Origin of the sequence: Colwellia sp. MT41 (assembly GCF_001444365.1) — a bacterium.
GTDB classification, from domain to species: domain Bacteria; phylum Pseudomonadota; class Gammaproteobacteria; order Enterobacterales; family Alteromonadaceae; genus Colwellia; species Colwellia marinimaniae.
Genome location: NZ_CP013145.1, coordinates 1,216,204 through 1,242,317, shown reverse-complemented (window position 1 = coordinate 1,242,317; position 26,114 = coordinate 1,216,204). Strand labels below are relative to the sequence as shown.

General features: G+C 38.7%; 19 protein-coding genes. 8 read left to right on the top strand and 11 right to left on the bottom strand.

Annotation, left to right across the window (positions count from 1 at the left end; genetic code table 11):
- The first annotated feature begins 1 nt into the window (after position 1).
- Positions 2-2,224, top strand: coding sequence for a catalase/peroxidase HPI (gene katG / locus CMT41_RS05225; RefSeq protein ID WP_058026558.1), 2,223 nt, complete (start codon positions 2-4; stop codon positions 2,222-2,224).
- A 97-nt stretch (positions 2,225-2,321) separates the two neighbouring features.
- On the opposite strand, the gene CMT41_RS05220 is transcribed toward katG, so the two are convergent.
- On the bottom strand, positions 2,322-3,755 hold the full coding sequence (locus CMT41_RS05220) for a catalase (protein WP_058026557.1): 1,434 nt from the start codon (positions 3,753-3,755) through the stop codon (positions 2,322-2,324).
- Positions 3,756-4,110: 355 nt separating this feature from the next.
- Here CMT41_RS05220 and CMT41_RS05215 point away from each other — a divergent pair, with 355 nt between their 5' ends.
- Complete coding sequence (locus CMT41_RS05215) at positions 4,111-5,322, top strand: EAL and HDOD domain-containing protein (RefSeq protein WP_057180123.1); 1,212 nt, start codon at positions 4,111-4,113, stop codon at positions 5,320-5,322.
- Between the two features lie 29 nt (positions 5,323-5,351).
- Here CMT41_RS05215 and CMT41_RS05210 read toward each other — a convergent pair whose 3' ends face one another.
- The 5 genes from CMT41_RS05210 to CMT41_RS05190 form a co-directional block, all read right to left on the bottom strand.
- Positions 5,352-7,394 (bottom strand): tetratricopeptide repeat-containing sensor histidine kinase, encoded by a 2,043-nt coding sequence (locus tag CMT41_RS05210; protein WP_083494217.1) that lies wholly within the window; start codon positions 7,392-7,394, stop codon positions 5,352-5,354.
- 248 nt (positions 7,395-7,642) lie between these two features.
- Positions 7,643-8,572 carry a hypothetical protein gene (locus tag CMT41_RS05205; RefSeq protein WP_057180121.1) on the bottom strand — a complete coding sequence of 310 codons (930 nt, stop codon included), beginning with the start codon at positions 8,570-8,572 and terminating at the stop codon, positions 7,643-7,645.
- A 59-nt stretch (positions 8,573-8,631) separates the two neighbouring features.
- Positions 8,632-9,279: a hypothetical protein gene (locus tag CMT41_RS05200; RefSeq protein WP_057180120.1), complete on the bottom strand. Its 648-nt coding sequence runs from the start codon at positions 9,277-9,279 to the stop codon at positions 8,632-8,634.
- Between the two features lie 25 nt (positions 9,280-9,304).
- Complete coding sequence (locus CMT41_RS05195) at positions 9,305-9,766, bottom strand: hypothetical protein (protein WP_197410253.1); 462 nt, start codon at positions 9,764-9,766, stop codon at positions 9,305-9,307.
- Positions 9,767-9,850: 84 nt separating this feature from the next.
- Positions 9,851-10,111, bottom strand: a complete 261-nt coding sequence (locus tag CMT41_RS05190; RefSeq protein ID WP_057180119.1) for a DnaJ domain-containing protein — start codon at positions 10,109-10,111, stop codon at positions 9,851-9,853.
- A gap of 513 nt (positions 10,112-10,624) precedes the next feature.
- Between CMT41_RS05190 and CMT41_RS05185 the strand changes: the two genes are divergently transcribed.
- On the top strand, positions 10,625-11,284 hold the full coding sequence (locus CMT41_RS05185) for a peptidylprolyl isomerase (RefSeq protein ID WP_058026555.1): 660 nt from the start codon (positions 10,625-10,627) through the stop codon (positions 11,282-11,284).
- Positions 11,285-11,361: 77 nt separating this feature from the next.
- Positions 11,362-12,408, top strand: a complete 1,047-nt coding sequence (locus CMT41_RS05180) for an endonuclease/exonuclease/phosphatase family protein (protein ID WP_058026554.1) — start codon at positions 11,362-11,364, stop codon at positions 12,406-12,408.
- 138 nt (positions 12,409-12,546) lie between these two features.
- Here the strand turns inward: CMT41_RS05180 and CMT41_RS05175 are convergent, their stop codons facing one another.
- From CMT41_RS05175 to CMT41_RS05165, 3 genes are all read right to left on the bottom strand, one after another.
- Positions 12,547-14,079, bottom strand: a complete 1,533-nt coding sequence (locus CMT41_RS05175; protein WP_058026553.1) for a DEAD/DEAH box helicase — start codon at positions 14,077-14,079, stop codon at positions 12,547-12,549.
- A 562-nt stretch (positions 14,080-14,641) separates the two neighbouring features.
- Positions 14,642-17,182 carry a PilZ domain-containing protein gene (locus tag CMT41_RS05170; protein WP_058026552.1) on the bottom strand — a complete coding sequence of 847 codons (2,541 nt, stop codon included), beginning with the start codon at positions 17,180-17,182 and terminating at the stop codon, positions 14,642-14,644.
- A gap of 466 nt (positions 17,183-17,648) precedes the next feature.
- Positions 17,649-18,266: a DUF5610 domain-containing protein gene (locus CMT41_RS05165; protein ID WP_058026551.1), complete on the bottom strand. Its 618-nt coding sequence runs from the start codon at positions 18,264-18,266 to the stop codon at positions 17,649-17,651.
- 600 nt (positions 18,267-18,866) lie between these two features.
- On the opposite strand from CMT41_RS05165, the gene CMT41_RS05160 reads away from it, so the two are divergent.
- The 4 genes from CMT41_RS05160 to folD all read left to right on the top strand — a co-directional run bounded on the left by CMT41_RS05160 (position 18,867) and on the right by folD (position 22,010).
- Entirely contained in the window at positions 18,867-19,535 is a 669-nt protein-coding gene (locus CMT41_RS05160; protein ID WP_058026550.1) for an OmpA family protein, read from the top strand.
- Between the two features lie 6 nt (positions 19,536-19,541).
- Entirely contained in the window at positions 19,542-19,841 is a 300-nt protein-coding gene (locus CMT41_RS05155; protein ID WP_058026549.1) for a hypothetical protein, read from the top strand.
- 273 nt (positions 19,842-20,114) lie between these two features.
- Positions 20,115-21,077, top strand: a complete 963-nt coding sequence (locus tag CMT41_RS05150) for a transporter substrate-binding domain-containing protein (protein WP_232300019.1) — start codon at positions 20,115-20,117, stop codon at positions 21,075-21,077.
- A 72-nt stretch (positions 21,078-21,149) separates the two neighbouring features.
- Complete coding sequence (gene folD / locus CMT41_RS05145) at positions 21,150-22,010, top strand: bifunctional methylenetetrahydrofolate dehydrogenase/methenyltetrahydrofolate cyclohydrolase FolD (RefSeq protein WP_057180110.1); 861 nt, start codon at positions 21,150-21,152, stop codon at positions 22,008-22,010.
- A 94-nt stretch (positions 22,011-22,104) separates the two neighbouring features.
- Here folD and CMT41_RS05140 read toward each other — a convergent pair whose 3' ends face one another.
- Both CMT41_RS05140 and CMT41_RS05135 read right to left on the bottom strand, forming a co-directional pair.
- The gene (locus CMT41_RS05140; RefSeq protein WP_058026547.1) at positions 22,105-22,833 is read right to left on the bottom strand and encodes a substrate-binding periplasmic protein; all 729 of its coding nucleotides are present in this window, start codon (positions 22,831-22,833) and stop codon (positions 22,105-22,107) included.
- A 329-nt stretch (positions 22,834-23,162) separates the two neighbouring features.
- Positions 23,163-26,054: a M16 family metallopeptidase gene (locus CMT41_RS05135; protein WP_058028143.1), complete on the bottom strand. Its 2,892-nt coding sequence runs from the start codon at positions 26,052-26,054 to the stop codon at positions 23,163-23,165.
- Positions 26,055-26,114 lie beyond the last annotated feature (60 nt).

Sequence of the window (26,114 nt, the reverse complement as noted above, 5' to 3'; positions counted from 1 at the left end):
CATGTTAAAGAAAACTCTGCCTATTGCCGCGGCAATTACATTTGCGCTGTCATCAATGCTACTACCGGTAAAAGTGTTTGCGGCCAGTGAAATAAAAACCAATCAGTTTTGGTGGCCTGAACAGCTAGACCTGAGTCCACTGCGCCAACATGGCGCTGAATCAAACCCATACGGCGAGCAATTTAATTATGCCAAAGAGTTTGCCAGCCTAGATTTAACCCAGCTTAAAAAAGATATTCAAACTACACTGACCGATTCAAAAGCTTGGTGGCCTGCCGATTGGGGCCATTATGGTCCATTGATGATACGCATGGCGTGGCACAGTGCCGGTGTTTATCGCGTGCACGATGGCCGAGGTGGCGCCTCTGGCGGGCAACAAAGGTTCGATCCGCTGAACAGTTGGCCAGATAATGCCAATTTAGATAAAGCACGGCGATTATTATGGCCGGTTAAACAAAAGTACGGCCGTAAAATTTCTTGGGCAGATTTAATGGTGCTATCCGGTAATGTTGCCCTTGAGTCAATGGGTTTTAAAACCTTTGGTTTTGCCGGTGGTAGAACGGATGACTGGGAAGCCGATTTAGTTTACTGGGGACCAGAAACAGTCATGCTTACGGATAAGCGCCGAGATAAGAAAGGTAACTTAACCGGCCCACTGGCCGCGGTAGAAATGGGCTTGATTTATGTTAACCCTGAAGGGCCACACGGCAACCCTGATCCGCTGTTAGCCGCTAAAGATATCAGAATGTCATTTGGCCGTATGGCCATGAATGATGAAGAAATAGTGGCCTTACTTGCCGGTGGCCATACCTTAGGTAAGGCACATGGCGCGAAAAAACCGAGCGCATGTATTGGCGCAGAGCCAGCAGCAGCAGATATTGAAGAGCAAGGCCTAGGCTGGAAAAACAACTGTGCCACAGGTGTTGGCGCAGATACCATCACCAGTGGCTTAGAAGGCGCTTGGACGGTTACCCCTACGCAGTGGTCCTCTAACTACTTAGACAACCTAATGAACTTTACTTGGGTACTGACTAAAAGCCCTGCTGGTGCCAAACAGTGGGTGCCTGACGATAAAGCGGCGGCTAATTTAGTGCCTGATGCCCATATCGCCAATAAACGTCATGCGCCTATTATGTTCACTACCGATATTGCCTTAAAGGAAGATCCAAGTTTTCGTAAGATTGTTGAGCGTTTTAGAAAAGATCCCGCTGAATTTGATAAAGCCTTTGCTAAAGCTTGGTTTAAGTTAACCCACCGAGATATGGGCCCTAGAGCAAGATATCTTGGCGCCGACGTGCCCAGTGAAGTACTAAGCTGGCAAGACCCTATTCCAGCAGTAACGCAGCCGCTTATTACTCCCCAAGATATCAGTAAGCTTAAAAAGCAACTTATTAACTCGGGTTTAAGCACCGCTGAGTTAGTAAGAACCGCTTGGGCGGCAGCGTCTAGCCATAGAGTCACTGATATGCGTGGTGGCGCCAATGGTGCTCGTATCAATCTTGCGCCACAAAATAGTTGGCTGGTAAATAACCCAAAAGAGTTAAACCAGGTATTGGCTAAACTTGAAGGTATTCAGGCGGCATACAACAAGCAATCGTCTTCAAGCCAAGTATCACTCGCTGACTTAATCGTTTTAGGTGGTGCTGCTGCCATCGAAAATGCCGCCAAACAAGGTGGAACTCAAGTTACTGTGCCCTTTGTTCCTGGCCGTGCTGATGCTAGCCAAGCGCAAACGAGCATTAAATCATTTAATTACTTAAAACCGAAAGCCGATGGTTTCCGTAATTTTTACACCGATGAGAGCTATATGTCACCCGCTGAAATGTTAGTGGATAAAGCCAATTTACTCGGTTTAAATGTCCCTGAAATGACAGTACTTGTTGGTGGTATGCGTTCACTAGCTGCCAACTATGACGGTTCATCTTACGGGGTATTCACCAATAGACCGGGTGTATTAAGCAATGACTTCTTTGTCAACTTACTTGATATGTCGACTGTCTGGAGTAAAGATGAAGCTAACGTTGGCATTTATCTAGGTCATGACCGCGCGTCAGGCAAGTTAAAGTGGCAAGCAACTCCGGTGGATTTGATTTTTGGCTCTAGCTCAGAATTAAGAGCCATTGCCGAAGTTTATGCCTCAGACGATGCCGATAAAAAGTTCATTCATGACTTTATTGCTGCCTGGGTTAAGGTGATGCAATTAGATCGCTTTGACTTAAAGTAAAGTTAACATAACGTTAAAAAAAACTTAAAATGAAAAGCGAGTACTTGCCTTTGGCTGTTCTCGCTTTTTCATTTCATCAATCTTTTTCAATACGACCTTATAAATTTAATGCCGTTTTTATCCCTGCGCCATAGGCAGCATCCGCCGCAGTACAATGTTTAATATGGCGCTGCTTTATGTCATCCGGTACGCCACTCATTGAGCCGGCGGTATTATTAAATAGCGCTTGTTGTTGCCCAACTGTCATTAAGCGGAATAAATCTCCGGCTTGAGAAAAATAATCCTCATCTTCTCGGTGATCCCAATGCGCGGCATAACCTTGTAAATCTAACGGCGGCTCAGAAAAACCGGGCTGCTCTGCCCACTCGCCTTGACTATTAGGCTGATAACCAATAGTTGCCCCTTGATTACCTTCGGTGCGCATTTGACCATCTCGGTGATAACTATGTACTGGACAGCGCGGTGCATTAACCGGGATATGATTATGGTTAACCCCTAAGCGATAACGCTGGGCATCGCCGTATGAAAATAATCGCCCTTGCAGCATTTTATCCGGTGAAAAGCCGATACCTGGTACTACATTGGCGGGGTTAAAAGCGGACTGCTCAACATCGGCAAAGAAATTTTCCGGATTACGGTTTAACTCCATTACGCCAACTTCAATGAGCGGGTAATCTTTATGTGGCCATATCTTGGTTAAATCAAAGGGGTGGTAAGACACTTTATTGGCATCCGCTTCCGGCATAATTTGCACTTTTAAAGTCCACTTAGGAAAGTCATTCTTTTCAATGGCGTCAAATAAATCTCTTTGATGACTTTCTCTATCTTTACCTACTACCGCTTCGGCTTCAGCATCAGTGAGGTTTTTAATACCTTGTTGGGATTTTAAGTGAAACTTCACCCAGAAACGTTCGTTATTGGCATTGATAAAGCTAAAGGTATGACTGCCAAAACCATGCATATGACGGTAAGTTGCCGGAATGCCCCTATCACTCATCACAATGGTAATTTGATGTAAGGCCTCGGGTAGTGAGGTCCAAAAATCCCAATTATTAGTGGCACTGCGCATATTGGTTTTAGGATCGCGTTTTACCGCATGATTTAAGTCTGGAAATTTTAACGGATCTCTTAAGAAAAATACCGGCGTGTTATTGCCGACTAAATCCCAATTGCCTTCTTCGGTGTAAAACTTTACCGCAAAGCCACGAATATCTCGCTCGGCATCGGCGGCGCCACGTTCACCAGCCACGGTAGTAAAGCGAGTAAACAATTCAGTTTCTTTGCCTATTTCCGAAAATATTTTTGCCCGGGTATACTTGCTGATGTCATGGGTGACGGTAAACTTACCAAAAGCACCAGAGCCTTTGGCGTGCATGCGCCTTTCTGGAATGACTTCGCGATGAAAGTGAGCTAATTTCTCTAAAAACCAAACATCTTGTAAAAGTTGTGGCCCGCGCGGGCCTGCGGTCATAACATTTTGATTATCAGCGACCGGACAACCCGCCGCTGTGGTTAATTTTTTCTTAGACATGTTAAAAATCTCCAATTAAAATTATTAGGTTAATTAACCCCTAATCATTCTAGTTGCTTTTTTAACAATTCATTGAACTAGGTCAATATTTCATGCTAATAAGGTAAATTCATGGATGATATTGGTACGTTGATTTTGCTGTACTAAAAGTGACATTAAAGATAATGATCCTGACACCGGCGGGTCCTTTAAATATAAACTGACAGAATCCGATAAAGAAAATTAACTATGACGAAAGTGAACTATGGCTGTGCTCGTTATTTCCTAGTCAGCTTTAGTAAAAACACTAGAAAATATCACTCATTCGCGTGGTTAAGTGTATAGTTAACTAAAGCAGTTCAACCACTAATATTGCATGAAAAAAACCTATATTGCTCGCCAAGCCATATTAAACCATAAGTTAGAAACCATTGGTTATGAGCTATTTTTTCGAGATAGCCCTGACAATAAATTCCCAGAAATAGATCCCAACGTGGCCAGCGCTAAATTAATTATCCAAAACCATATTTATAGTGATATACAAACATTAAGCATGGGCAAGGTCGCCTTTATCAATTTCACTGAGTACTCGTTAATTCATAAATACCCGTTAATGTTTGATAAAAGTAGCATAGTGATTGAATTAGTCGGTCATAAAAAACCGACAAAAAACTTATTAAAAATTCTTGGCTATTATCATGGCAAAGGTTACCAAATAGCTTTAACTGAGTATGACTTAGCGATTCATTGGGACGTGTTATTTCCCTATATAAGCATAATAAAAGTAAACTTAGAAAAAATTAACCCTAAACGGATAATTGCGGCCCTGCCTAGAATGAAGCCTTATAATATAAAGCTGGCCGCGGAAAGAGTTGAAACAAAATACCAAAGACAAGCTCTAGTCGAAATCGGTTTTACTTATTTTCAGGGCTATTTTTATCATCAACCGGAAATAGTCGCCGGGCAAAAGCTAACCAGCCAAAAAACCCAAATGCTACAGTTATTAAGTGAAACCTTTAATACGCCAATAAATTACGACCAAGTGAGCAAAATCATCAGTCACGATGTCAACCTCAGTATAGCTTTACTGAAGATGGTCAATAATGTTTCAACTGGCTCTAGGGTTGAAATCACTTCGCTAAAACAAGCAGCGGTCTACTTAGGTGATGATCAGTTATGCCAATTTGTCGCTATTTTAGCGTTATCAAATTTAACCTCGGATACTGCGGATGAAGTGTGCCGACAGGCACTCATTACCGGAAAAATGATGGCTGAGCTAAGTCATAGTAATAGCTTTCAATCGGTGAGTGAATTTGCTTTTATTACCGGTTTACTCAGTGCCATTGAAGTGATGTTGGCCATGCCCATGGCCCAAATAATCAAAACCATGCCTTTGGCTCCCCCCATTGAACAAGCGTTACTAAAACAAGCAGGCCCCTTAGGCGAGTTATTGAAGTTAACAACGGCGTTCATCTCAGGAAAAAATGATGATATTAACCAATTAATTACCAGTCATGCCTTAAACAAACAAGCCATTCAGCAAGAGTTTCTCAACGCTAGCCAATGGTGTCATGATTTAGGTATATAAACCACACGCCTTAACTCATTATTATTAAACTAAGCTGACTTTACCTTCAGGGGTAAAGTGATACAAAACATGATGCCCTTTCCCTTTTGGGGTATACATTGAATATTGCCCTGCATAAGCTGCACCACTAGGTTGTATACTATGCTTAGCCCAATGCCCAAATTTTTATTGCCCATAGTCGTGGTATAAAAAGGTTCAAAGACATCATTCACCATCGCTGAGTCAATACCTTTACCATTGTCTTGATAAGTAATTTCAAGCTGATCCTTTACTTTAGCAATCTCAATATTTATTTCTGGGCTTAGGGTATCCGCAAAAGCATGGTCAATAGAATTAGCAATTAATTGGCTAAAAATCTTATTCAATGCTTCTGGATAGCCTAATATCCGCACCTTGCTGCCTGAGATATTAATGATGGGTTTATCTTGTTTAAGCAAGATTAACACTAAGTCAGTATGCTTAGATACATGTTCAAAAATTTCAAACTCTTGTTGCGTTTCCGCCTCCAAATTTTCAGAAATCATTTTAAATTGACTAATTAATCCGGCAACTTTAGCCATAGCGTTTGAAGAAAGCTCGCAGCCTTTGTTCAAGTCGGTCATAAATAAATCAATCTCTGACTTTTTCACCTTGCCGCCCGCAATTAATGTCTCAAAACATGTCACTTTTTCATGGATATGAGATACCCCGGTAACGGCTATGCCTAAAGGAGTATTTACTTGATGCGCCATTCTAGAAACTAAGGTCGTTAGCGCCGACATTTTACCCGATTTAATTAACTTCTCTTGAGTTTGTTGCAATTGAGTTAAGGTTAAAGACAGGTTGGCGTTTGTTTTTGCGATGACTTTTTTACTCTTTTGCACGGTCCATAAAAAAATAGTCAGAAGAATTACCATACAAAAACCAGAAATAAGCATGATTTTGGTTTTTTGTCGCTCACTATTAACTTGCAGCGCTTTAATTTCGGCATTTTTTTCTAGTTCTAATATATTTAGATCTTTAGAAATGGCCTCTGAAGTATTGAGGTAACTAGCCAGTTTAATGCTGGTTTTCCGCGAAACCACCTGCTCTAAGGTTTGCTGATAAAGTAAAGAGGCTTGATAAGCGCTTTGGTAATCTTGGCTATCAGCATATATTTGTCGTTGTAGGTCAAAAGCATTTGATAAGCTAGTATTATTTTTTTGTTTTTTCGCTGTCACTATCACTGCTGTAATCACTTGTTGTGCTAATACATATTTATTACTGGCAATATAAACCTTAACTAAGGCCAATTGACTCACCAGTAAGCCTTTAACAAAACCCGCTTGCGCTCTTATTTCAATGGCTTTATTAAAAGCAATTTCTGCTGGTTGATATTGTTCTTGTTGATAATAAAAGAGTCCAAGATTCTGATAAGAAAATGATGTATGAAATGTCAACTGATGTTCGAGTCGTATCGCCAGTGACTTTTCTAGTAGCTCAAAAGATTTCTGATAATTTTTAATCCCTAAGTAGGCTTCACCTAAGTTGTTATAGGTTGACGCCAACATAACAACATTATCATGGGTTAATACTATTGCTAACGCGGACTCCAAATAAGTAACCGCTTGCTGAAAAAAACCTAATTTAATAAAAGCATAACCAACGTTGCCTTCACTAATGGCTTGATATTGACTGAACTCAGTAATGCTTTTTACTACACCATAGGCCTTTAAGTTAAAATCTAGTGATTCTTCAATACTATCCATATGCCAATAAACAATGGCTTTGGTGTTGTAGTAATGCCAAAGAAAGCTCTTATCACTTGCCAAATGGGCTATTTCTTTAACCTCTTCGATAATATTAAGTGCGACTTTATGATGATTTAAGTAGGTATTCGCTACCACTTCATGCCTAATGAGCTTAACTCTTTGTTTTGTCGTTAACTGTACTTTGCTCTTTTTCAGTTGCTCTATTGCCCTAAGTGCCTGTTCAGGCTCAGAGACGACTAACGACTCTATCGTGGTTAATGTTTCGATAAGGCTTTTCTCATAGTTAGCCCAAGCAAAGGAAAAAAACAAGAAAAGAGAGAGAGTTAACAGTGTCTGCTTCATTAGACAATTAACCACTGGCTACAAGTATTAGAATTTAATTATAGTAATTAATTGGCCGAGCGCTGGGGCTTTAGTGAACTTTAGAAAAGAGTGCTCATTACGGCCTGAGGGATGACTGCATGAAAAGGGGGAATGGCTGACTTGGCTAGCCCATAGAAAAACACCAAGTCGGCTTTAACAAACACATAAATGAATAAACTTGCATTTACTGGTACTTACTTACTCACTTACCTAAAACCACAATAATGTTATGGGTTTTCTTCTACATCTGGCCTTAAATAAGCGATATCATCTTCATCGTCACTATGAAAATCATAGCCGCCCTCAAAGTCATCATTCAATTCGGCCGCTAGGGTTATAGGAAGTTCTAATATTTCTTGAATAAAAATAGAGATATCAGTTTTTTGATCAATGATGCTCTTAAATTCAGTAAAGTCTAATAACTCAATTTCTTGCAAGTAATTTCTAGTGGGTATCGACAGTTGCTCGGTCAGTTTTACTATACAAGTCGCCAACTTCTCCAGCAGTAAGTCTTTCTCTGTACTGATCAGGTAAGTGTTAAACGTTTGATATAAAGAGCTAGTAAACACTTTTTTATCAGTATCGATCAGTAATAAGGCAAGCGCGGAATTAAGAAAACGTTGTAACTCAAATATCAGTATATTTTCATCATTTTCAATCAGCAGGGCATTAGCACTATAGCGCGCGGCAATGCTTTTATACACATCTAATAGCTTGGCACTTTTATAGCTTTCCTTCAAAAAATTGTTATGCATAAGCCTAATGTCAGCGGTATCGTTAATTGCTAAGGCATAACTGCTGATCGAAATACCTTCAAAAAATGCTGGTGATACTTGCTTTAATTGGCCATATTTAGCCCAACCTGCTCTAAAGCAATAAACAATGCCTTGAGTTTTGATGATCTCTTTTGCTTTGTCGGCATCGTTATCACACAGATCTAACAAACCTAAATTGGTAATACCGAGAACGATTTCACAGCCTTTTTTAATTTGATCCGCATAAATTATCGATAAATTATCCGAGGCGATGCGCAAAGACATGTCGACTAATTGTTGTTTGCTCTTATGGATAAACTCTGAAGAAAAATAGCCGTCATTTTCTCCGTCTTTTAACACTAAAAGTAGAAAAGGATGGTTTCTTAACTCTGCAATTCTCATTAATGAATCCTAGTTATAGTAAGCTGTTGATTAAGGCTATGGTAATAGTTTTTTGCCCATCAAAGTGGTGCAAACATGTCATCGGTATCTATTGCTACTGATGTCACTCTTTGTTTATTAGCATTATCTTTCAACGCTTTTTCAACATTGTCTAACGTACCATTGCTACTAACCACCATAACTTCACGGTAGGAATCTTCATCGAGGGATTTGATTTTCATTAACAGCTCTTCAATACTGCCTGATACTTGCTCTTCGTCTTCTTCGAGTTCCGAAAAATCATGACCAACAAATGGCAGAGACAAATATAATAGGCCAAAGTCATCTTCAACAATGGCTTTTAATACTTCTAGCTGTTTTTCTTCATCGTCTGAAGAAAGAAAAATTTGTGATAATAAACTCTGTGCTTCTGTTTGCGCACAAAACACATGGTCTTCATCCATATTTTGCCAATAAGAGGGCTCAACATTTAATAACTGCTTAATAGACTCGGCATCCATTAACCAAGTAGCGATAGAAGGAATGGTGGCATCGTGTTCTCTGACAATTTTAGCGACGGTTAAAATATCCATTTCGCTTAACACTGCCATCATTTTTTCATCACCTTCTTCAGAAGCAATTGCCTCTAATGAAGTACCTGCGCGTCTACCGCTTTGTTGTGCTATTTCGATAATATCGGTAGCCAGAGTTAATGCATTTTTTGTCACGGTTATTCCTTAGAAGGTAAATCTACTAGTAGTTCTCATCAAAATCATCCGATGCATAATCATCGACTTTTTCATAATTGTCTGGGGCAGCTTTTAAAGGCGTGGCATCGTAGCACTTATAAAAATGAATAAGTAAAACAGCAATTTTCAACTCCTGTTCGGCATGTTCCATCAGTTCAGTAATACAGGCTCTGGCATCAGTATGTACACCAACGAATGGCTTTACCTCCGCCCAAGAAGGTTCATCCATTAAGCCAAGTAACGCTAAGTTTTTATTATCAATTTTAATTTTTGTGGTGATAGCCATGGCTAATTGATCAACCATGCCACTAAATAATAACGGCGTAGAATTTAACGGTGTAAATAAATTAGCTAAATATGTTGATAATAATTCAGGGTTTTCAGGATCAGTTAACGAGGTCATATTTTCTAAATACATAGAAAAATCATCAGTTAAATAATCAGGTATGTATTTTTCAATGTGCAAGGTTATTTCCTAATTACATGTTTTATACGTGAGAGTATTGTCTGCTTTATAAGTGATAAGTTCGCTTGGCGTTTAACTTAACGCTTAACTCAAGGCATTATGCCAAAAAGAATCTGCTACCACTCGGGGATCTGCTATAACGGTATAGTTACTTTTCAAATACAAAGTACGCTTTTTAGGATCCGAAATAGCCTCATAGGCCTTTTGAATTAATTGGAATTTCTCGCCATCCTCAGTGCTAGTATTTTTATCTGGGTGATATTGATTAGCGAGTTTTCGATAGGCTTTTTTGATCTCGACCGTCGTTGCATTTCTAGCTACACCTAACTGTTCAAAATAATCCATAGATTTACCACGACCTCTTATTGACGTTTTATCTTAACAACATCATTGTATTTATTTGCCTGTTAAGCATTGCCTGGGCTTCATCAATAACGCCCACCTAAGACCCTGAGAATAGTGTATTAACATCTATCGCTGGGCCAAACATAAAAGCTAACATAGGGGTTAACCATTATAGCTATTTTAATCTAATCAAAACATTCTTGCTAACGTTATTTAATATAGTGACTTATATTGGCACATATAGCCTAAATCATTGCCAATAACTGCCGATATCGTCAATAAACTTGGTAGAGTTGCTGCTGGCTAAATGATTTGCTTAGACTATTGCTTTATTGGATGTCGCGATGATGGCAGCAGGAAAAGTGAATAACGCCAGCTTTGCTCAGTAAAAACACCGCCATAAAAAAATCATGGGAATACTGTTACCTGCAACTTGATAGCTGATAACATCTGACAACACCCGATAAGTTAAAATACTTTCACCCCTTAAAATAACACCATAAGACCTTTTATATGAAGAATAACAATAAAATAATTGCTAGCCTTTTTTTAATAATCACCCTCTCGGCTTGTAGTGGCGGCGATGCGGCAATAAAACAAGCCGAGAGTTTTATTACTCACCAAGCTATAGATAAAACAGATCCAAGTTGGAAAACCCAATTAACTAAACCGCCATTACTTACCTTTACCCAAGGCAAAGATTATTTTTGGGAGCTGCAAACAAACCAGGGTAACCTCACCATCAAACTATTAACAGATTCAGCACCCATGCATGTTTCCAGTACCATTTACTTAACTAAGCTTGGTTTCTATGATGAGTTGATTTTTCATCGGGTAATTCCAGGATTTATGGCGCAAGGCGGTGATCCTTTAGGCAGTGGCTCAGGTAACCCAGGTTATAAATATGATGGCGAATTTGAAGGTACGGCAGATCATAGCGAAGCTGGCATGTTAAGCATGGCGAATTCAGGCCCAGGTACTGATGGCAGTCAATTTTTTATTACCTTTAAAGCAACACCTTTTTTAGATGGCAAACATACTGTTTTTGGTAAAGTGGTTAACGATGAAGAAGGTAGTTTAGCTAAAATTGAAGCCTTAGGCAGTAGACGTGGTAAAACCACAGCCGAAGTTAAAATAATTAAAGCCTCAATTCGTATAGCCGACAGTGAATAAAGGAATTTAACCTTATCGTTATAGCAGATACATTAGCCGCCTCAGTAGATACGCAACTTAAAATTGCCACCTTCAATTTGTTTAATTACCTTGAGCCACCCAATGCTTATTATGAGTTTGAGCGTATTTATAGTGCCGAGCAATGGCATAAAAAACAAAAATGGATAGCGGATTATTTACGTGAATATCAGCCTGACATTATTGGTTTTCAAGAAGTGTTTAGTACCGAGTCATTAAAAGAATTGCTGACCGCGCAAGGCTATAATTATTTTGCCGTGGTTGATCAACCCGAGGTTATTGATGATTTTATTTATCGATGTCCTGTGGTCGCCATTGCCTCTCGTTATCCTATTGTAGAGGTTGATGCGGTACGTCCTAATGCTGACCTTGCCCAAACATTAGGTTTGAGCAGTGACTTTTCTTTTAGCCGAAAAATAATCAGAGCGACGGTTGCAGTACCTCATCTAGGTAATTGTGATTGTTATGTGGTGCATTTTAAATCTAAGCGTTCAATGATTGCACTTGATCAACAACAGCAAAGTTCCTCGGCAGAAAAAACCATTATTGACAGCCTAAAAGCACAAGTGGCCGGAGGTTGGGGCTCAACCATACAACGTGGCAGTGAAGCGACGTTATTAATGATTGAGATGATAGAGCGGCGAGAGACTACCGGTCAGCCCATGGTATTAATGGGCGATTTTAATAATAACTTAACGGATGGTGTGTTAAATCATTTACTGACCAATACTTTACGTTTTGTCTCCCACATTGATCGCGATGCCTATCTGGCTAAATATTGTTTAAATGATGCTTGGGATTTATGGCAACGGTCGCTGGCTAAAGAAGTGAACGAAGCTGATGAACCTAATGCAGCTAATACTAAGCAAGCAGTAAGTCGAGCAGAAAAAGTACCGCGGACACCAACACATTATTTTGGCGGTACTAGCTCGGTACTCGATTACATCTTATTGTCATGTGAATTTGATGCCAGTTATCACGACAGTCTTTATCAAGTCAGTGGCTATGATACTTACGACCGACATTTAATTAATCCTATCTTCGCGCGTGATGGCGAAAGTACCGATCATGGCATAGTATTAGTGACCTTAACCTTAAGATCATAATGGTTAAGCAGAATTCTTATTTTGACTGATTACGCCATGATTTGGTATTTTATTCTCTACTTGGCCTCGCGATGACCACAACAACCAAAGAGGCTTTACCTGCCAAAGCCTCTGTTGTTATCAATGATTATTTGCTACCTAGGCTATTGCTAAGTCTTTCCTCGCTATTGCGGTTATCAAATTGCTAACCCTGAGCAGTAAACCTCTAATTGATTTGTTATGAGCGTGTTGATCCTCAACTAACTTAATGCAGCTATCAACTAAGGCATCACTATAAGCGAATCCTATCAGGGCAACTAACTTAACCATATCGAGCTCATCAAGCATCTTGCTACTTTCGTCTTGCTGTTCATAGACGATATTAACCAACTCTATGGTGCTGACTAGTTTTTCCATCCTAGGGTTAAGTCTGGCTAACGATGCAGCCCGCTTCTTCGCTGTACTATCAACTAGATCCTTATTGGTAACTAACGTAGGTCGAGGTGCTTTACGGATAATCGATGGCTTTCTTTTGACAAGTTTACGCTCTATTGATTCATGGTAACTGAACTCGCCATCGACAAACTGAGCGATATTGGTCACACTCAATCGCTCAGACATGATAGCGGCCGACTTAGCCGTTTTACGGGTAAAGTCTCTATAGTCTTCGGCAAAACCATGAGTCGAGATACATTGAGCTAAATCCAGAATTAACGCATTAGCCTTACCCTTTGAGGCACGTAAACACCTACCGATAATCTGTAAATACAATCTTAATATCTTGGTAGGTCGCGCTAACACCACGCAATCGGTAGTAGGGTCATCAAAGCCAATGGTCAGCATAGACATATTGATGATTAGCCTAACCTCGTTTGACTTGTATCTACGTATGCTTTCATCATTATCACTACCCGAGCGCTGAGAGTGAACAAACTCATGTTGAACACCGAGCAAATCAAAAGCCTCAGATAACGCCTCGACATGTTTTATCGAGTTAGCAAACAGCATCACCTTGCGACCATGAGATAGTGCATCATCAACGGTCTGCTGGGCAACTAAGGAGCAATGCTCCAGTAATATACAGTCTAATCCAGAGGCACTAAAGTCACCTCGGTACATTTTGACGGCACTATAATCTATCTCTTGAGATAGGCTAGGAACTTTGTAAACAGGCTTGGCTAATTCACCTAAGTCAATCAGTTGCTTAGTGGTAGTCTCTTCAATCAATATCATCGACTTATCAATATAAACGCCTAACCTATCAATGGGTGTAGCAGTAAGGCCTATGATCAAGTCAGGAGCTAGCTCTTCACGCATAGCGATATAAACACCACCCATACAGCCGACATGATATTCATCACGTAGCAGTACATCACATTCTATATTTAGGTACTTTCTTCGAGCAAATGACTGCTCCATCACTAAAGTCACATCACCACCAGCTATATACTCGTAGCCAGATTTGACCACGCTAACAGACAGACCATTAGAGGTAAGCGTATTTAATAATTGTGGGATCAAGGCAGCATTACGTAGACTTATCACGACTTTTTTATCGGATAATGCTTGGCACAATTTAAGTATACATATACTCTTACCGCCCCCCGTAGGTAACGCAATAATGGAGTTTCCCCCTGCGTTAATAGCTTTATTGACGCTGTTAATTTGATAATCTTTTTCTAATATCTGCATGCCATACTACTCGGGGTTCTTGCTAATCGGGGGCTTGTTAAACCAATGTGTTCTACGTCTAAGTTTCCTCACAACGCAAGCCCTCGACATTAAGATTTATGTGCGCTGCATCACAAGTCTTTTCGAAAGCGGGCACTATTATATACTGAAACGATGGCAATATGCAGAATTCAGATTTTACTTTTTTTTAGTGCCGTAAAATCAATTAATTGCTATCTTATTATCGGTTGGCATTGCCGTCGCTTTGAAGTGCTCAAGAACAAAAAAGCATACTTAGAGCGCTGCCAACACCTCAGCAATACGTTATCAACAAAAATGGTGATGACCCAAACTTTGCTTTGCAAGATGGCATTTTTGGTTGGATGAATTTTGGTTATCCAGTCATGCGTGGCGATATTGAGGATGTTGCCGACTAAAAGCATTGCCAGGCTGAGCTGTTCAGCCCTAAACTTTTATTCGGTATAGGACATGCTCCGAGATTTACGCTGGGTAAGTTGGCACAAAATTTAAGCGTGACTTCAAGCACGTTTATTGGCTGGCCTTATTAAGCCTTCTGTGAGTGTTATACGTAACTTAATTTTTTTAGTGTTGCAGTAGTTAAATTAGCATTGCTGATCATCTCAATTGCGATGTCAGTTAAATCAGTCACTTCTCCTATGCCAATAGTGTTTTCTAATTGCACTTCAAGATCATGAGCCAGATTTTTGTCCAAACTCTTTAAATAACTGATCTCGTCACGATAATGCATATTCTGAGTTTTATTACTTCTTTTTAATTCAATCTTTAAAATTGCTGGCTGACCAAGATTAGAGAGCTTATTGGTATATGCTTGTAATTGTGAGGATTTCTTTAATACCGCTAAATCACGATACCAGAATGAGTACTCTTCTTTTTCATTTTGATCTTTATCTTTTGGTAAAACAAGAATATAGAAAGCACGTGCGGGTAAATTTTGGTAAGCAAGAGCCGCAATGATTGATAAACATGATTCTCTAAATTTCTTATTACTCAATAAGTTGAGAATAATATCTTCACTGCTCTCATTTTTATAAATAATATTTTTAAGTGCTGAGTTACCACTAAAGCTTGCTGCATTAATATATTGTTGATGCTTAGTGGCTTTTAAATAGAAAGGAATAGAGAAATGATTATGAGCATATATATTTCTCATCGCTTTTTGCAGGCCATAAATGCGACTGCCCTGTTTGCCACACGCTTCAATGTTATCAATGTGCTGATATAAATACTTTCTTATGGCTCGACATGCCTGATGTTTACTTTCAATGGCGTTCATTAATAACCGAACTGCGCCATGACCGTCATAACCCAGAACAATATATTTTTGTTTTTTAAGCCGACGTTCTTGCTCAGTAAAAGGTACCGTTAGTTCAATTTCGATTTCTTCACCGGCTCTGAATTTTGTTTCTTGGGCCAGGTTTACTAATAAGCCCTGAATAGAAATATTTTGAGTTTCACCTGGAATATTTACCAAGACATTATTACTGCGTGTTATCGCCATTTTAAACGATAAGACAAAACGATCTTCACTTCTTAATTCATCATTTTCAGCGGTTACTATTTCAATTTCAGCAAGTTCATCAATAGCACTAAGTTGGTAGCGTTTAGGTAACAGGCGGTCAAATTCAGTCAAATTACCCTGTATTGGTTGATATATAGTTTCGTATAAACTGGTTATATCTGAGACTGTTACCATGTGATCGCAGTTATTAATCACCTCTACAGCCGCTTTAGGGGTAGCCCTATTTAATACCGCCATTTTAGGATGAACATGACAAGGTAGTGCTGATGGTACATACGCATCTTCTTTAGCATTAATAAAGGATGACGATATTTTAATCACTCTAAATAGGCCGTTTTTGAAATAACGATTAAAAACCGCTTTAACACTTTTATCATTAACAAATTCGTCATACCAAATAAGTGCATAGCTAAACGTTTCTTTATAACTAGACTTCAGTATGAATGCATACTTAGCCACGGTATTTTGTTTGTTTAAGGCATGTTGAATATCTTTATGGCCAAGTAATACCGGTAAATGAAAGTTTTGTTGTCTATCGCTAAAAAAACTCCATAAGTTATCATTACCTGAAGTTTTCATCGCTACTTTTACCTGCCAAGTATTATTATTTTTATAGCAAAGTAGTGGAATATCATGGGTTTTATTTAAATATAACTGCTCATAACCTTTAGAGGTGATCGAGTCAAATAATGGTTTAATAAATAGATCAGTAGGACCTATTATGGCTCGCTTTTTTTGCATTAAATAATGAAAAAACAACACGCGCATTTGTTTATCTGTTAACGGCAGTGAGAATTTCAACAGGTATTCAAAGTTATTATTTACTGACGAGCTTTGACTATCAATTATCTCAAAGCCCAGTTCGAGTTCTTTATCAAAATCTATTTCTTTATGATGGTCATATAACCATAAATACACTTTGTTAGATTTAATATGCTCTATTTTATTTAACGTCCTAATGATAACTTTTCTGTTATTCATTTTTTCAATACTAGCCGTTATACCAACGGCTTTCTTTCCTTTCGATGTCATGCCCATAATTGGATTAAGAAAGACTTTACAAGAAGAGTTAAGGCTCTTTATTTCATGAATTATTCGGTTTTTATTCACTAAGGGTTTCGGTTCAGTTTTATCTATTTTAAAGGTGGCATTTTTACTGCTATGGCTATTTTCGTGTGTATTGTTATTTTTATTTATCGCTTTCTTAGCGACTCTCTCTTGAGCATTTTCAATAACTTCATGATAAATCGCTATGGTGTAAATATTTTGGTATGCCACTAATTTTTGCTCGAAAAACACTTTACCTGCGGAATCAAGATAATGGCTTATTTTATTGTGTTTAACCATCTCACAATCGCTAAAAAACAACCGTAAATCAATCGATTTAGTTGCTTGTTGAGCAAGTTTTTTTATTTCATTTTTAACGGCCAGATGTTGACCGGTACCTTCTTCAGGTAATAGTTTTTGAACAAGGTATTCTAGTCTGTCGTTGCTGGCATAAGGAACTAAACTTAATATTTGCTTGGTAAATTTCACTAAGTGAGGACTTATTGCACTACTCATTAGTCGTTGTACCTTATCTGTTACATGAACATATTTTAAAATATTTTAAAATATTTTAAAATATTTTAAAATCATATTCTTAGCTTATGTTATTGCGATAAACTAATGTTTACCGCCGATAAATGAAGCCTTTATTGTTATGTTTAGGTTAATAATAAAATTTACCAGCCAATATTCACTTGCCGATAAAGCCGTCAGTTTTTAGGCCATCAAATACAAATGACCATCAGTTTTTGTCAAAAATGAACGGTGATTTATTGAACGACTGTCTATTTATCACGCTAGGGTGACATTAAGCTTTCCATCGTCTTAGGTCAACAATGCCGATAAAAAAGACAACTTGAATTGAATGGCGCTTGCTAGCATTAAAAAAGGCGAACCATTGCTGGTTCGCCTTTTTATCTAAAATTAGGGTTTTTCTACAAACTAACCTTTATAAATGGCCATTATTTAAGAAGAAGCTAGTTTACTCTTCCTCATTCTTACTAAAAGAGTCGACAAAAGACTGTAATCCCTGTTGAACCAACTCGTAAGTTTTATCAATATTACTGGCAATATCTCCCGCTAATACTTTGAAACCTCCGAGTATATCCTTGGCTTCTGTAAAACCTTGCTCTATGCCGCCACGAATAATATCAACAAAGGCAGTTAACGATTGCTCTTCGTCCATTTGTGGATTTTGCTCCCGATAAGAGGCCAAAAACTGCGTGCTAAAAGCAACAATACGCTCTGCCGTCGCTTCGGGGCTAAAATCAATGCCCGACTCATAAGCGTCCTCAACGCTGCTCTCAACGTTTCGTTCTTTAAGGGCTTCATTTATTCCTTGCAAGGCGGTTTTTAACAGCAGTGACAGCGGCTTATCGCCGAGTGTTTTACTGAATTTCAGCGAAGATTCTATAATGGCTGCATTAAGTTGTTTTTTCTGGCTGACCGCAATCGGCTCTTGTACTTCTACCGATTTTTTATTATGGGCATATTTAGAGACTTGCTGCCCCATGGGTTCATTATCTTTTTTATCAGGGGATTTTGCTAAGGATCGAACCTCTTGGTTAAATGAAGTATTCGTGTTAATTGGTGCGCTCATAATATCTACCTCTATTTATCAAAGCTTATATAAAAAGTATCGGCACTGTGAAGTATAACTTAAGCGTTAATCTGACTATATTTCAGGCAATGAAATTCTCTATTAATCATCAAGAATGTAGCTAATATTTAGGTGCTATTTCAGTATTAACTTCAAGTTTTACTATTGCCTTCCCGCTTAAAATAGCATCATAGACTATTTATTTAGTTTACTCTGATGTCATTTTTCACATCATTTATTATCACAATTATTCAATTTAATAAAAATGAATAATTGTGATACGATCAAACAACTAAAAGCTGTACGAAAACGGTTATCCGTCCCAAGAAGCCATAGCCCTTGTCATAATAATTAAAAGATAAATACATCTGGACATGGACAAGTCCAGACACCTATAATCGCGGTTTTACTACATACTGTTACCTTTATACCGTTAGCTTTGCCCATAATTTAAAGTCTGTTTACTATTTATTCTCTACTCTGTTACCAAAAAGTATGGGCGATGAATATGAAAAAGCTAGCGTTAAAAATATAATGGCAGTTATGCTAAAACACCATATTCAAACCCCAAACTCATAAAACACTTTTTAAGGAAAAAAAATGAAATTATTTACTATCCCGCTAATGACGTGTCTTGCCCTAACCGGCTGTTCGACTTTTGACCCATATACTGGTGAGGAAAAAGTCAGTAATACCGCCAAAGGCGCTGGTATTGGTGCTAGTGTGGCCGCAGTAGCTGCCTATTTAGCCAACAAAAATGAAGACGATATTAGTAAAAGAAATCGTAGAATTTTACAAGCGGCAGTCGGTGGCGCTGCGATTGGTGGTGGCATTGGTTTCTACATGGATAGCCAAGAAGCTAAATTAAGAAAACAATTACGTGGTTCAGGCGTTAGCGTTGAGCGTGACGGAGATAACATCAACCTTATTATGCCGAGCAATATTACCTTTGCTTCCGGTAATACTAATATTGAACAAAGCTTTTTATCGGTATTAGATTCAGTTGTTTTAGTGTTACAAGAATTCGACAAAACCTTGATAGTGATAGCTGGCCATACAGATAGCTCAGGCTCGAATGCACTTAATCAACGTTTGTCTGAACGTCGTGCGCAGTCAGTTTCTACCTATCTAATTGGTGCTGGTGTTATCACTGATAGAATAGAGAGAATTGGCTTTGGTGAAACTCAGCCAGTAGCCAGTAATGCGACTAAGGCGGGTAAAGAGCTTAATAGAAGAGTAGAAATCACTCTGTTGCCAATTACAGAGTAATTAACTATGAAATATTTACTTTCAGTGTTAATGATCGTCGTATTATCAGCATGCCAAAGCGCAACAGAGTTGCAAAGTGCTTATTCAAAAGGCTTGGCTAATAGTTATTCTTGTGGACAAATAACCAGCGCATTGGCGGCTTATGAGGCAGACAAAACGTCTTTTGCTACGCTTAAGCAAATCGCTGAGATGTCAGGATTAGTGATTACGCCAAGCGCTGAAACGGATGCTAGCTCATATTACGAAAATGTGAAATCTGCAGCCACTGTTGCTATGCTTGTTCAAGGCTGTCCGCCAATAACTTAACTGTTATACGGCTTACAAAGCTCTTTATAAAAAGCTCCTCATATATATATGCAGGGGCTTTTTAAATGGGTAAAATAACCCTATTTGTTAACCGATACATTATTGAATGCTTACCGTAGCGGTGAAATCATGAAATTATTTGCGAGCTCCTGCTCTATATCCAGGTTACGGGTCGTGAGTGGTTTAGGTTGTGAGTGATATTTATAGCTTTGCAGCGATGAAAGCTATTTTATTAAATAAAATACAGTTAGAATAAGCCGAATTTTTACTCAGATGACATTTTCCTTGAAGCTATTTCCCTCACCACCAATGCTAGCCTCATTCATTAGCTTTACTGTTTTTATTGGCGCTCTTTACAGCGTTACTTATAGTGCCACGGCGCAAAGTGAGTCAATACATGAGCAGGTAAGCAAGAAAAAAATCCTTTGGTTAGTAGAAGACAAGATTGAAAATATAGATCTATTAGCTAAAAATTCTGCTGAATCGTCAACCGCTTCTTATATTGAAAATTTAATCATTCAACAATTGAAAAAATCACCACAATATGATGTTCAAATAGTGCGAGTGACAGCACCTCGAATAAATCAAATGCTTATTACTAAAGATGATGTCTGTGTCGCCAATAGAGCGAAGACACCAGAGCGTAGAGAATATTCACTTTTTTCAGATCCACAAAGCTTTTACCTGACCCATAAACTTTACCGCTTTAATCAAAAGTCTGCTTTACCTAGTCAATTATTTAATACCAAGGGTGAAATCAAAAATCTTGCCAGTGTCTTTAAATCATTACCGACACAAACTATGGGTGTTGCCCAGGATGTCTCTTTTGGTAATTTTCTTGACCAGCAAATAAAACAAATAAATCCAGAAAATATCTATTACCGTGGCGGCAATCAGCGAGTAGTGGCGCTAGCGTCGATGTTATATAAATCACGGGTTGATTTTGTCCTCGCCTTACCTGTAGATATCACCCCAAATGAAGCACAAAAAACACTGCTAGAGCAATACACCATTGCTGGTGCGCCCCCTTACCTTATTGCACATTTTAATTGTTCAAATAGTCAGTTGGGTCAGCGTATTATTAACGATATTAATAAAATATTAGCCAAAGTTTACCAAAGTAAAGACTATTACCAAGCACACAAAAAATGGTTCTCCGATAAACAATTAGCTGGCTTACAAACTTTTTTAGCGGAAAAGTTCGCTGAAAAAAAATACCTCGACCCCACTCAATAATACTAACTATTGAATTTTGAATTATGGGGTCAGTAACTATATTCTTCTAACATTTTAAAAAGTAAAAAACATATGATTATTGATGGTAAACAAGCAGCAGTCGATTTACGAAAAGCACTGGCTATTGAAGTTGCACAACTAAAAAAAGACAAAAACATTACCCCAGGCTTAACGGTTGTTTTGGTGGGGGAAGATCCTGCTAGTCAAATTTATGTTCGTAATAAGGTTAAGCAAACTCGTGAAGTTGGCATGATTTCAAGTGAAATTAAATTGCCTATTGATACTACTCAGGCACAATTGCTTGAGCAGCTTGAGCAATTAAATAATGATAACAGCGTACATGGCATTTTAGTGCAGTTACCCTTGCCTAAACATATTGATGAAAGTGTCATCATTGCCGCTATAGCTCCTCATAAAGATGTCGATGGCTTTCATGCCCTGAACTCTGGCCGTTTACTCAATGGAGAAAAAGGCGCATTAGTTCCTTGTACACCACAAGGTTGTATTATTTTGGCGAAAAAACATTTAGGTGAAGATTTATCAGGCCTGCATGCCGTCGTTATTGGCCGTTCAAATATTGTCGGTAAGCCGGTGGCTTTATTACTTTTACAAGAGCACTGTACGGTAACTATTACCCACTCCCGCACGAAGAATTTAGCTGAAATTTGTCGACAAGCGGATATTTTAATAGCCGCGGTTGGGCGTCCAAACTTTGTTAAAGCAAGTTGGGTTAAAAAAGGAGCAACCGTTATTGATGTTGGCATTAACCGTATTGAAGATGAGAATGGCAAGGCTAAACTTGTTGGTGATGTTGACTTTACTGCCGTTGAGAAGATTTGTGGTGCAATAACACCCGTGCCCGGCGGCGTAGGGCCAATGACGATTGCTTGCCTATTAAAAAATACTGTTGAAGCGGCAAGAGCTAACGCTTAGCAAAAACAAAAATCAATTAATTGCGGTCAAAGAAAATTTACGTTTAATTCTCTTTGACCCTATTTATTCCCATTTATTCTGCTCCCAACACCACTTAGTCATCACTACTTATTTTCTGCCTGAGTAATTTAATACTACTGTTGATTTGTTTAAGTGCGTCAGGATGTTTTTTTAAATAATCATGGCTGATGTATATGCCAAACGGCTTTTCAACCTCAACCACCTTGGTAAATTTTGACAACACTTTAACGTCTAATTCATGCTCAAATACCGCATCAGCAACAAATACAGCATCAATACGATGTGACTTTAACATGCCAACTAAAGCCTGTGCATTCGTGGGCTGGGCGATAACAGTGTAGGCGTTTTTTTTCAGCCATTGAGAAGTATTAGTGCCTTTTATCGTGCCAATACCCGCCTGTGATTTGAAGACTTCAGACCTTACATCAACTTTAGAACCCTTGAGCATAAACCAACTCCACCTATTAATCATTAAAGGTTGGGTAAACTGTGCAATAGCATCTCGTTCGGCGTTTTGGGAAGCCAAAAACAAACCATCCGCCAGCTTTTCTTTCATCACATGTACAGCCGCACCATAATCTTCAACCATGGTTATTTTGTAGCGAATATTGGTATTAGCAAAAACACGCTTGATAAGATCAGGTCCGATACCAACAACTTCTCGTTGCCGTTCATAGGTATAAGGAGGGAAATAAGGTGAAACTAAACTAATAAAATTATGCTCTTGTGAGACGCTTGCTGCACTATGCAAGATAAATACTAGCATTACTAACATGGGTAGCATGGCATGAACTTTTTTCATCGCGTTGGTATCGCAATATTAAAAGCCGGAATGCCAAGATGAATAGACATTGGTTTCAAGTGAATAGCCTCTGATTATTAGTGATAACCTCAGCTAAAGTATAGAAAATACAAAACTTCAGTCAAGTTCATCTTTGGGCCGTTCGAGCCTTTTATTTTATCTTGGTATTGAATAATTGCCGAGCTTGTTTGGTAATGCTGTGGCAACAAATTAATGACATTTACTTTGACGCCATTTATTCTGCATTAAAAACAAAAACACCACGGCAAACGTGGTGTTTAGTAAAGTCTGAGAAGACCCGTCAGATGAATACTGAGTTATCGCTATACTTATTTAAAAACCTTGTCTACCGCAATAACTTCAACATTTTTAGCCGGCAGCGCTAACTTATAACTTTCGATAATTTTATCGGTAGCTAAAAGCTCGGCCGGTTTTTCACTGTTATATGTTAACGGTGATACTTGTTCAGACAACAAACGTTTCTTCATATCTTTAGCATCACTTGAAATGAAAACATAATGAATATCATCAGTTTGTAAGTTCTCTTTAATAACACGATTGACATCGGCTAACGATAGTTTGGCAAACTCACCACGTACGTACTTAACAAACTCTTCTGTTTGATAAAACTCACTATCAAGTGCATAACCTAACTGCTGATCTTGGCTAGCCACTAATTGCGGAGCATAGTTAGTTAAATAATTACGTGTTGCCTGAAAGTCTTTTTCGCTCATGCCATTTTCAATCAGTTTGTCCAACTCATATAAAGCGGCACGTGTGGCGAAATGCGCATCATTATTTGAACGTAAAGGACGTAACCAAATTTGAAAAATTTGGCTTGAACGGCCTAGGTTTGCATCCGGCTTAGTTTGATACATACCACGTGGAAAATATTCAATATAAGAATAATCACCATAGTTCATACCACGTGCTTGACGTATTTGTTGATACAAGTAGCTATTAGAGCTACGGTGTTCACCAAAATATGAACGCACTAACCAAAGCGCGGCCCAATCTTTGTCACTGCGAATAGTATCGATGGGAAAACCAAAAGATACAGCGGTTGATTGCGCATTCTTTTCTACAATTGTCGCATGATGACCTTTTAAAATCGGTGCTTTGGCAATAGTTAAGCGTTTTTCATCACCAACAGGTAAAGCCGTTAAGTCGGAGATTAACTGTGCTTTTAAAGCACTCGGCATAGCGCCAGTAATACCCAAATGTAATTTAGCTTGGGTAAGTTGTGTGCTGTAGAAGGTTTTAACATCTTCAATGGTGAGTGCTGCTAAGTCAGACAAATCACCATTATTATAGTTTTCATAAACATGGCCCTGATACAACTTGCTATAAAGCACCTCTTTGCCTAACTCTTCATCATTAGAAGATTTAAGCCCTGATTTAATGCCCTCAATTAACTCTTTTTTCAGACGTTTAAAATCTTCTTCACGCCAACCCGGATTCAATAATTGATCACTGATCAATTGATACCACAGCAAAGCATTGTCTTTGTGAACACGACCGGTAAACGACATCATTTCTTTATCTAGCTGAGACGAAAACTGTCCGGCTAAAGGGTATAGACCTTGCTGAATGTCTTTATAGCTACGCGTTTGTGAACCACCTTGGGTTAACATGAGAGCAGTCAATGCTGCCACACCTTTCTTACCGACTGGATCTGCTGCCGCACCAGTATAAAACAGGAAGTTAATATCAATCAACGGCGAGTCATTCGTTTTATCTAAGACCGAAAACAGCGGCGCACTAGGGTGAGCCTTGTTCATCTCGATTTTTGCCACCGCGCCGTTTAAGTCAACTTCTTCTGCAAAGCCAGCAATTTTATCTAATGCTGATAACGTCACTGTAGTGCGGTTTTCATCGACAAAATATTGATTGGCGATGTCTTTGATATCTTCAGCCGAAATTTTATCAAAGCTATTATATAGGTGGTTAATCGTTTCTGGATCACGATCAAAGTGCATATAACTGGCAAGTGTAGAAGCGATAGACTCGGAAGAATCTAACTTATTGACAAAGCTATATTTTAAATTAGATTTTAAGTTATCAAGCTTTTCGGCTGAAACTAGCTCAGTACGAGCTTGCGCATAAGTACGATTCACTGCATCACGGACAATCACTAAATCTTTTTCTTCATTCACTTTGATGAATACATGACGTAAGCCAGCATCTTTTGTTTCAGGATTGTAGTTAAACATTTTGCTCGCCAACTGCTTATCTACCACTAGCTCTTGATACAATGCTGAGTTTTTTGAAAAGTACAATTCAGCAATTAAATCTAAAGCGGCGCGATCTTTTTCCTTCGGTTGCCAATCAGAGCCTTTATAAGAAACTAATAACCAATGACCCGGTAAATCATCAAACTGTTCATGAACATACTTTGCTGCTGTTTGCTTTGGCTCTGGCGCGATTTCATTAACAAAATCACCTTTTTGCCAACTGCCCCAATGTTTTTCTACCATAGCCATTGTGGCTTGTGGCTCAACATCACCAACAATCACTATAGAAACATATTCAGGCTTATAAAACTGATTAAAGAACTTTTCACCATAAGCCATTTGCTCAGGCATTGCTTCTACATCTTCAAAGAAGCCCATGGTGGTATGTTTATAGGTATGACTTTCAAATGCTTCTTTTCGCACAGCCGCTAGTAGCTTTCGAATTGGGCTAGCATTGTTTTTTAAGTATTCACCTTTTACCGTTAACGCTTCAGTTTTAAATTGTGCCGCTGTGTAGCTAAGGTTTTTAAAGTGATCCGCTTGAATTTCTAATACTTTATCTAAATGTGCTTTAGAAAAATCTAAATGATAATTGGTGTAATCGTTGGTTGTGTAAGCACCATTATCAACACCGGCATTTTTAAATAAATCGGAATAAACATCTTGTGGAAATTTCTCTGAGCCTTTAAACATCATATGCTCAAAGAAATGTGCAAAGCCGGTTTTACCCACTTCATCTTCATCGCGAGAACCAACTGACACGGGGATTTGTACGGAAACAAGATCTGGATAGTCAGTTCTCACCACTAATACACTTAAACCATTCGCTAATTTTTTGAATAAGTATTTTTGGCTAAAGACTTTATTGGCTTCATTTGCAGATGATGGTATTGACGCGCTATTGCTAGAGTCAGCGTCAGTGGTTGCCATGCAGGCGGATAACGTTAAACTTGCGGCTATTACGGCCGCCAAATATTTCTTTTTCATCTTAACTTTCATCTTAACTTTCATCATAGTCCCCTATATTATTATCACGGTATCTTATGT

What these genes read in the sequence shown, in the direction of transcription:
- katG (WP_058026558.1), top strand. Translation starts at nt 2, where the DNA reads ATGTTAAAGAAAACTCTGCCTATTGCCGCGGCAATTACATTTGCGCTG.
- CMT41_RS05220 (WP_058026557.1), bottom strand. Translation starts at nt 3,755, where the DNA reads ATGTCTAAGAAAAAATTAACCACAGCGGCGGGTTGTCCGGTCGCTGAT.
- CMT41_RS05215 (WP_057180123.1), top strand. Translation starts at nt 4,111, where the DNA reads ATGAAAAAAACCTATATTGCTCGCCAAGCCATATTAAACCATAAGTTA.
- CMT41_RS05210 (WP_083494217.1), bottom strand. Translation starts at nt 7,394, where the DNA reads ATGAAGCAGACACTGTTAACTCTCTCTCTTTTCTTGTTTTTTTCCTTT.
- CMT41_RS05205 (WP_057180121.1), bottom strand. Translation starts at nt 8,572, where the DNA reads ATGAGAATTGCAGAGTTAAGAAACCATCCTTTTCTACTTTTAGTGTTA.
- CMT41_RS05190 (WP_057180119.1), bottom strand. Translation starts at nt 10,111, where the DNA reads ATGGATTATTTTGAACAGTTAGGTGTAGCTAGAAATGCAACGACGGTC.
- CMT41_RS05185 (WP_058026555.1), top strand. Translation starts at nt 10,625, where the DNA reads ATGAAGAATAACAATAAAATAATTGCTAGCCTTTTTTTAATAATCACC.
- CMT41_RS05175 (WP_058026553.1), bottom strand. Translation starts at nt 14,079, where the DNA reads ATGCAGATATTAGAAAAAGATTATCAAATTAACAGCGTCAATAAAGCT.
- CMT41_RS05170 (WP_058026552.1), bottom strand. Translation starts at nt 17,182, where the DNA reads ATGAGTAGTGCAATAAGTCCTCACTTAGTGAAATTTACCAAGCAAATA.
- CMT41_RS05165 (WP_058026551.1), bottom strand. Translation starts at nt 18,266, where the DNA reads ATGAGCGCACCAATTAACACGAATACTTCATTTAACCAAGAGGTTCGA.
- CMT41_RS05160 (WP_058026550.1), top strand. Translation starts at nt 18,867, where the DNA reads ATGAAATTATTTACTATCCCGCTAATGACGTGTCTTGCCCTAACCGGC.
- CMT41_RS05155 (WP_058026549.1), top strand. Translation starts at nt 19,542, where the DNA reads ATGAAATATTTACTTTCAGTGTTAATGATCGTCGTATTATCAGCATGC.
- CMT41_RS05150 (WP_232300019.1), top strand. Translation starts at nt 20,115, where the DNA reads ATGACATTTTCCTTGAAGCTATTTCCCTCACCACCAATGCTAGCCTCA.
- folD (WP_057180110.1), top strand. Translation starts at nt 21,150, where the DNA reads ATGATTATTGATGGTAAACAAGCAGCAGTCGATTTACGAAAAGCACTG.
- CMT41_RS05140 (WP_058026547.1), bottom strand. Translation starts at nt 22,833, where the DNA reads ATGAAAAAAGTTCATGCCATGCTACCCATGTTAGTAATGCTAGTATTT.
- CMT41_RS05135 (WP_058028143.1), bottom strand. Translation starts at nt 26,054, where the DNA reads ATGAAAAAGAAATATTTGGCGGCCGTAATAGCCGCAAGTTTAACGTTA.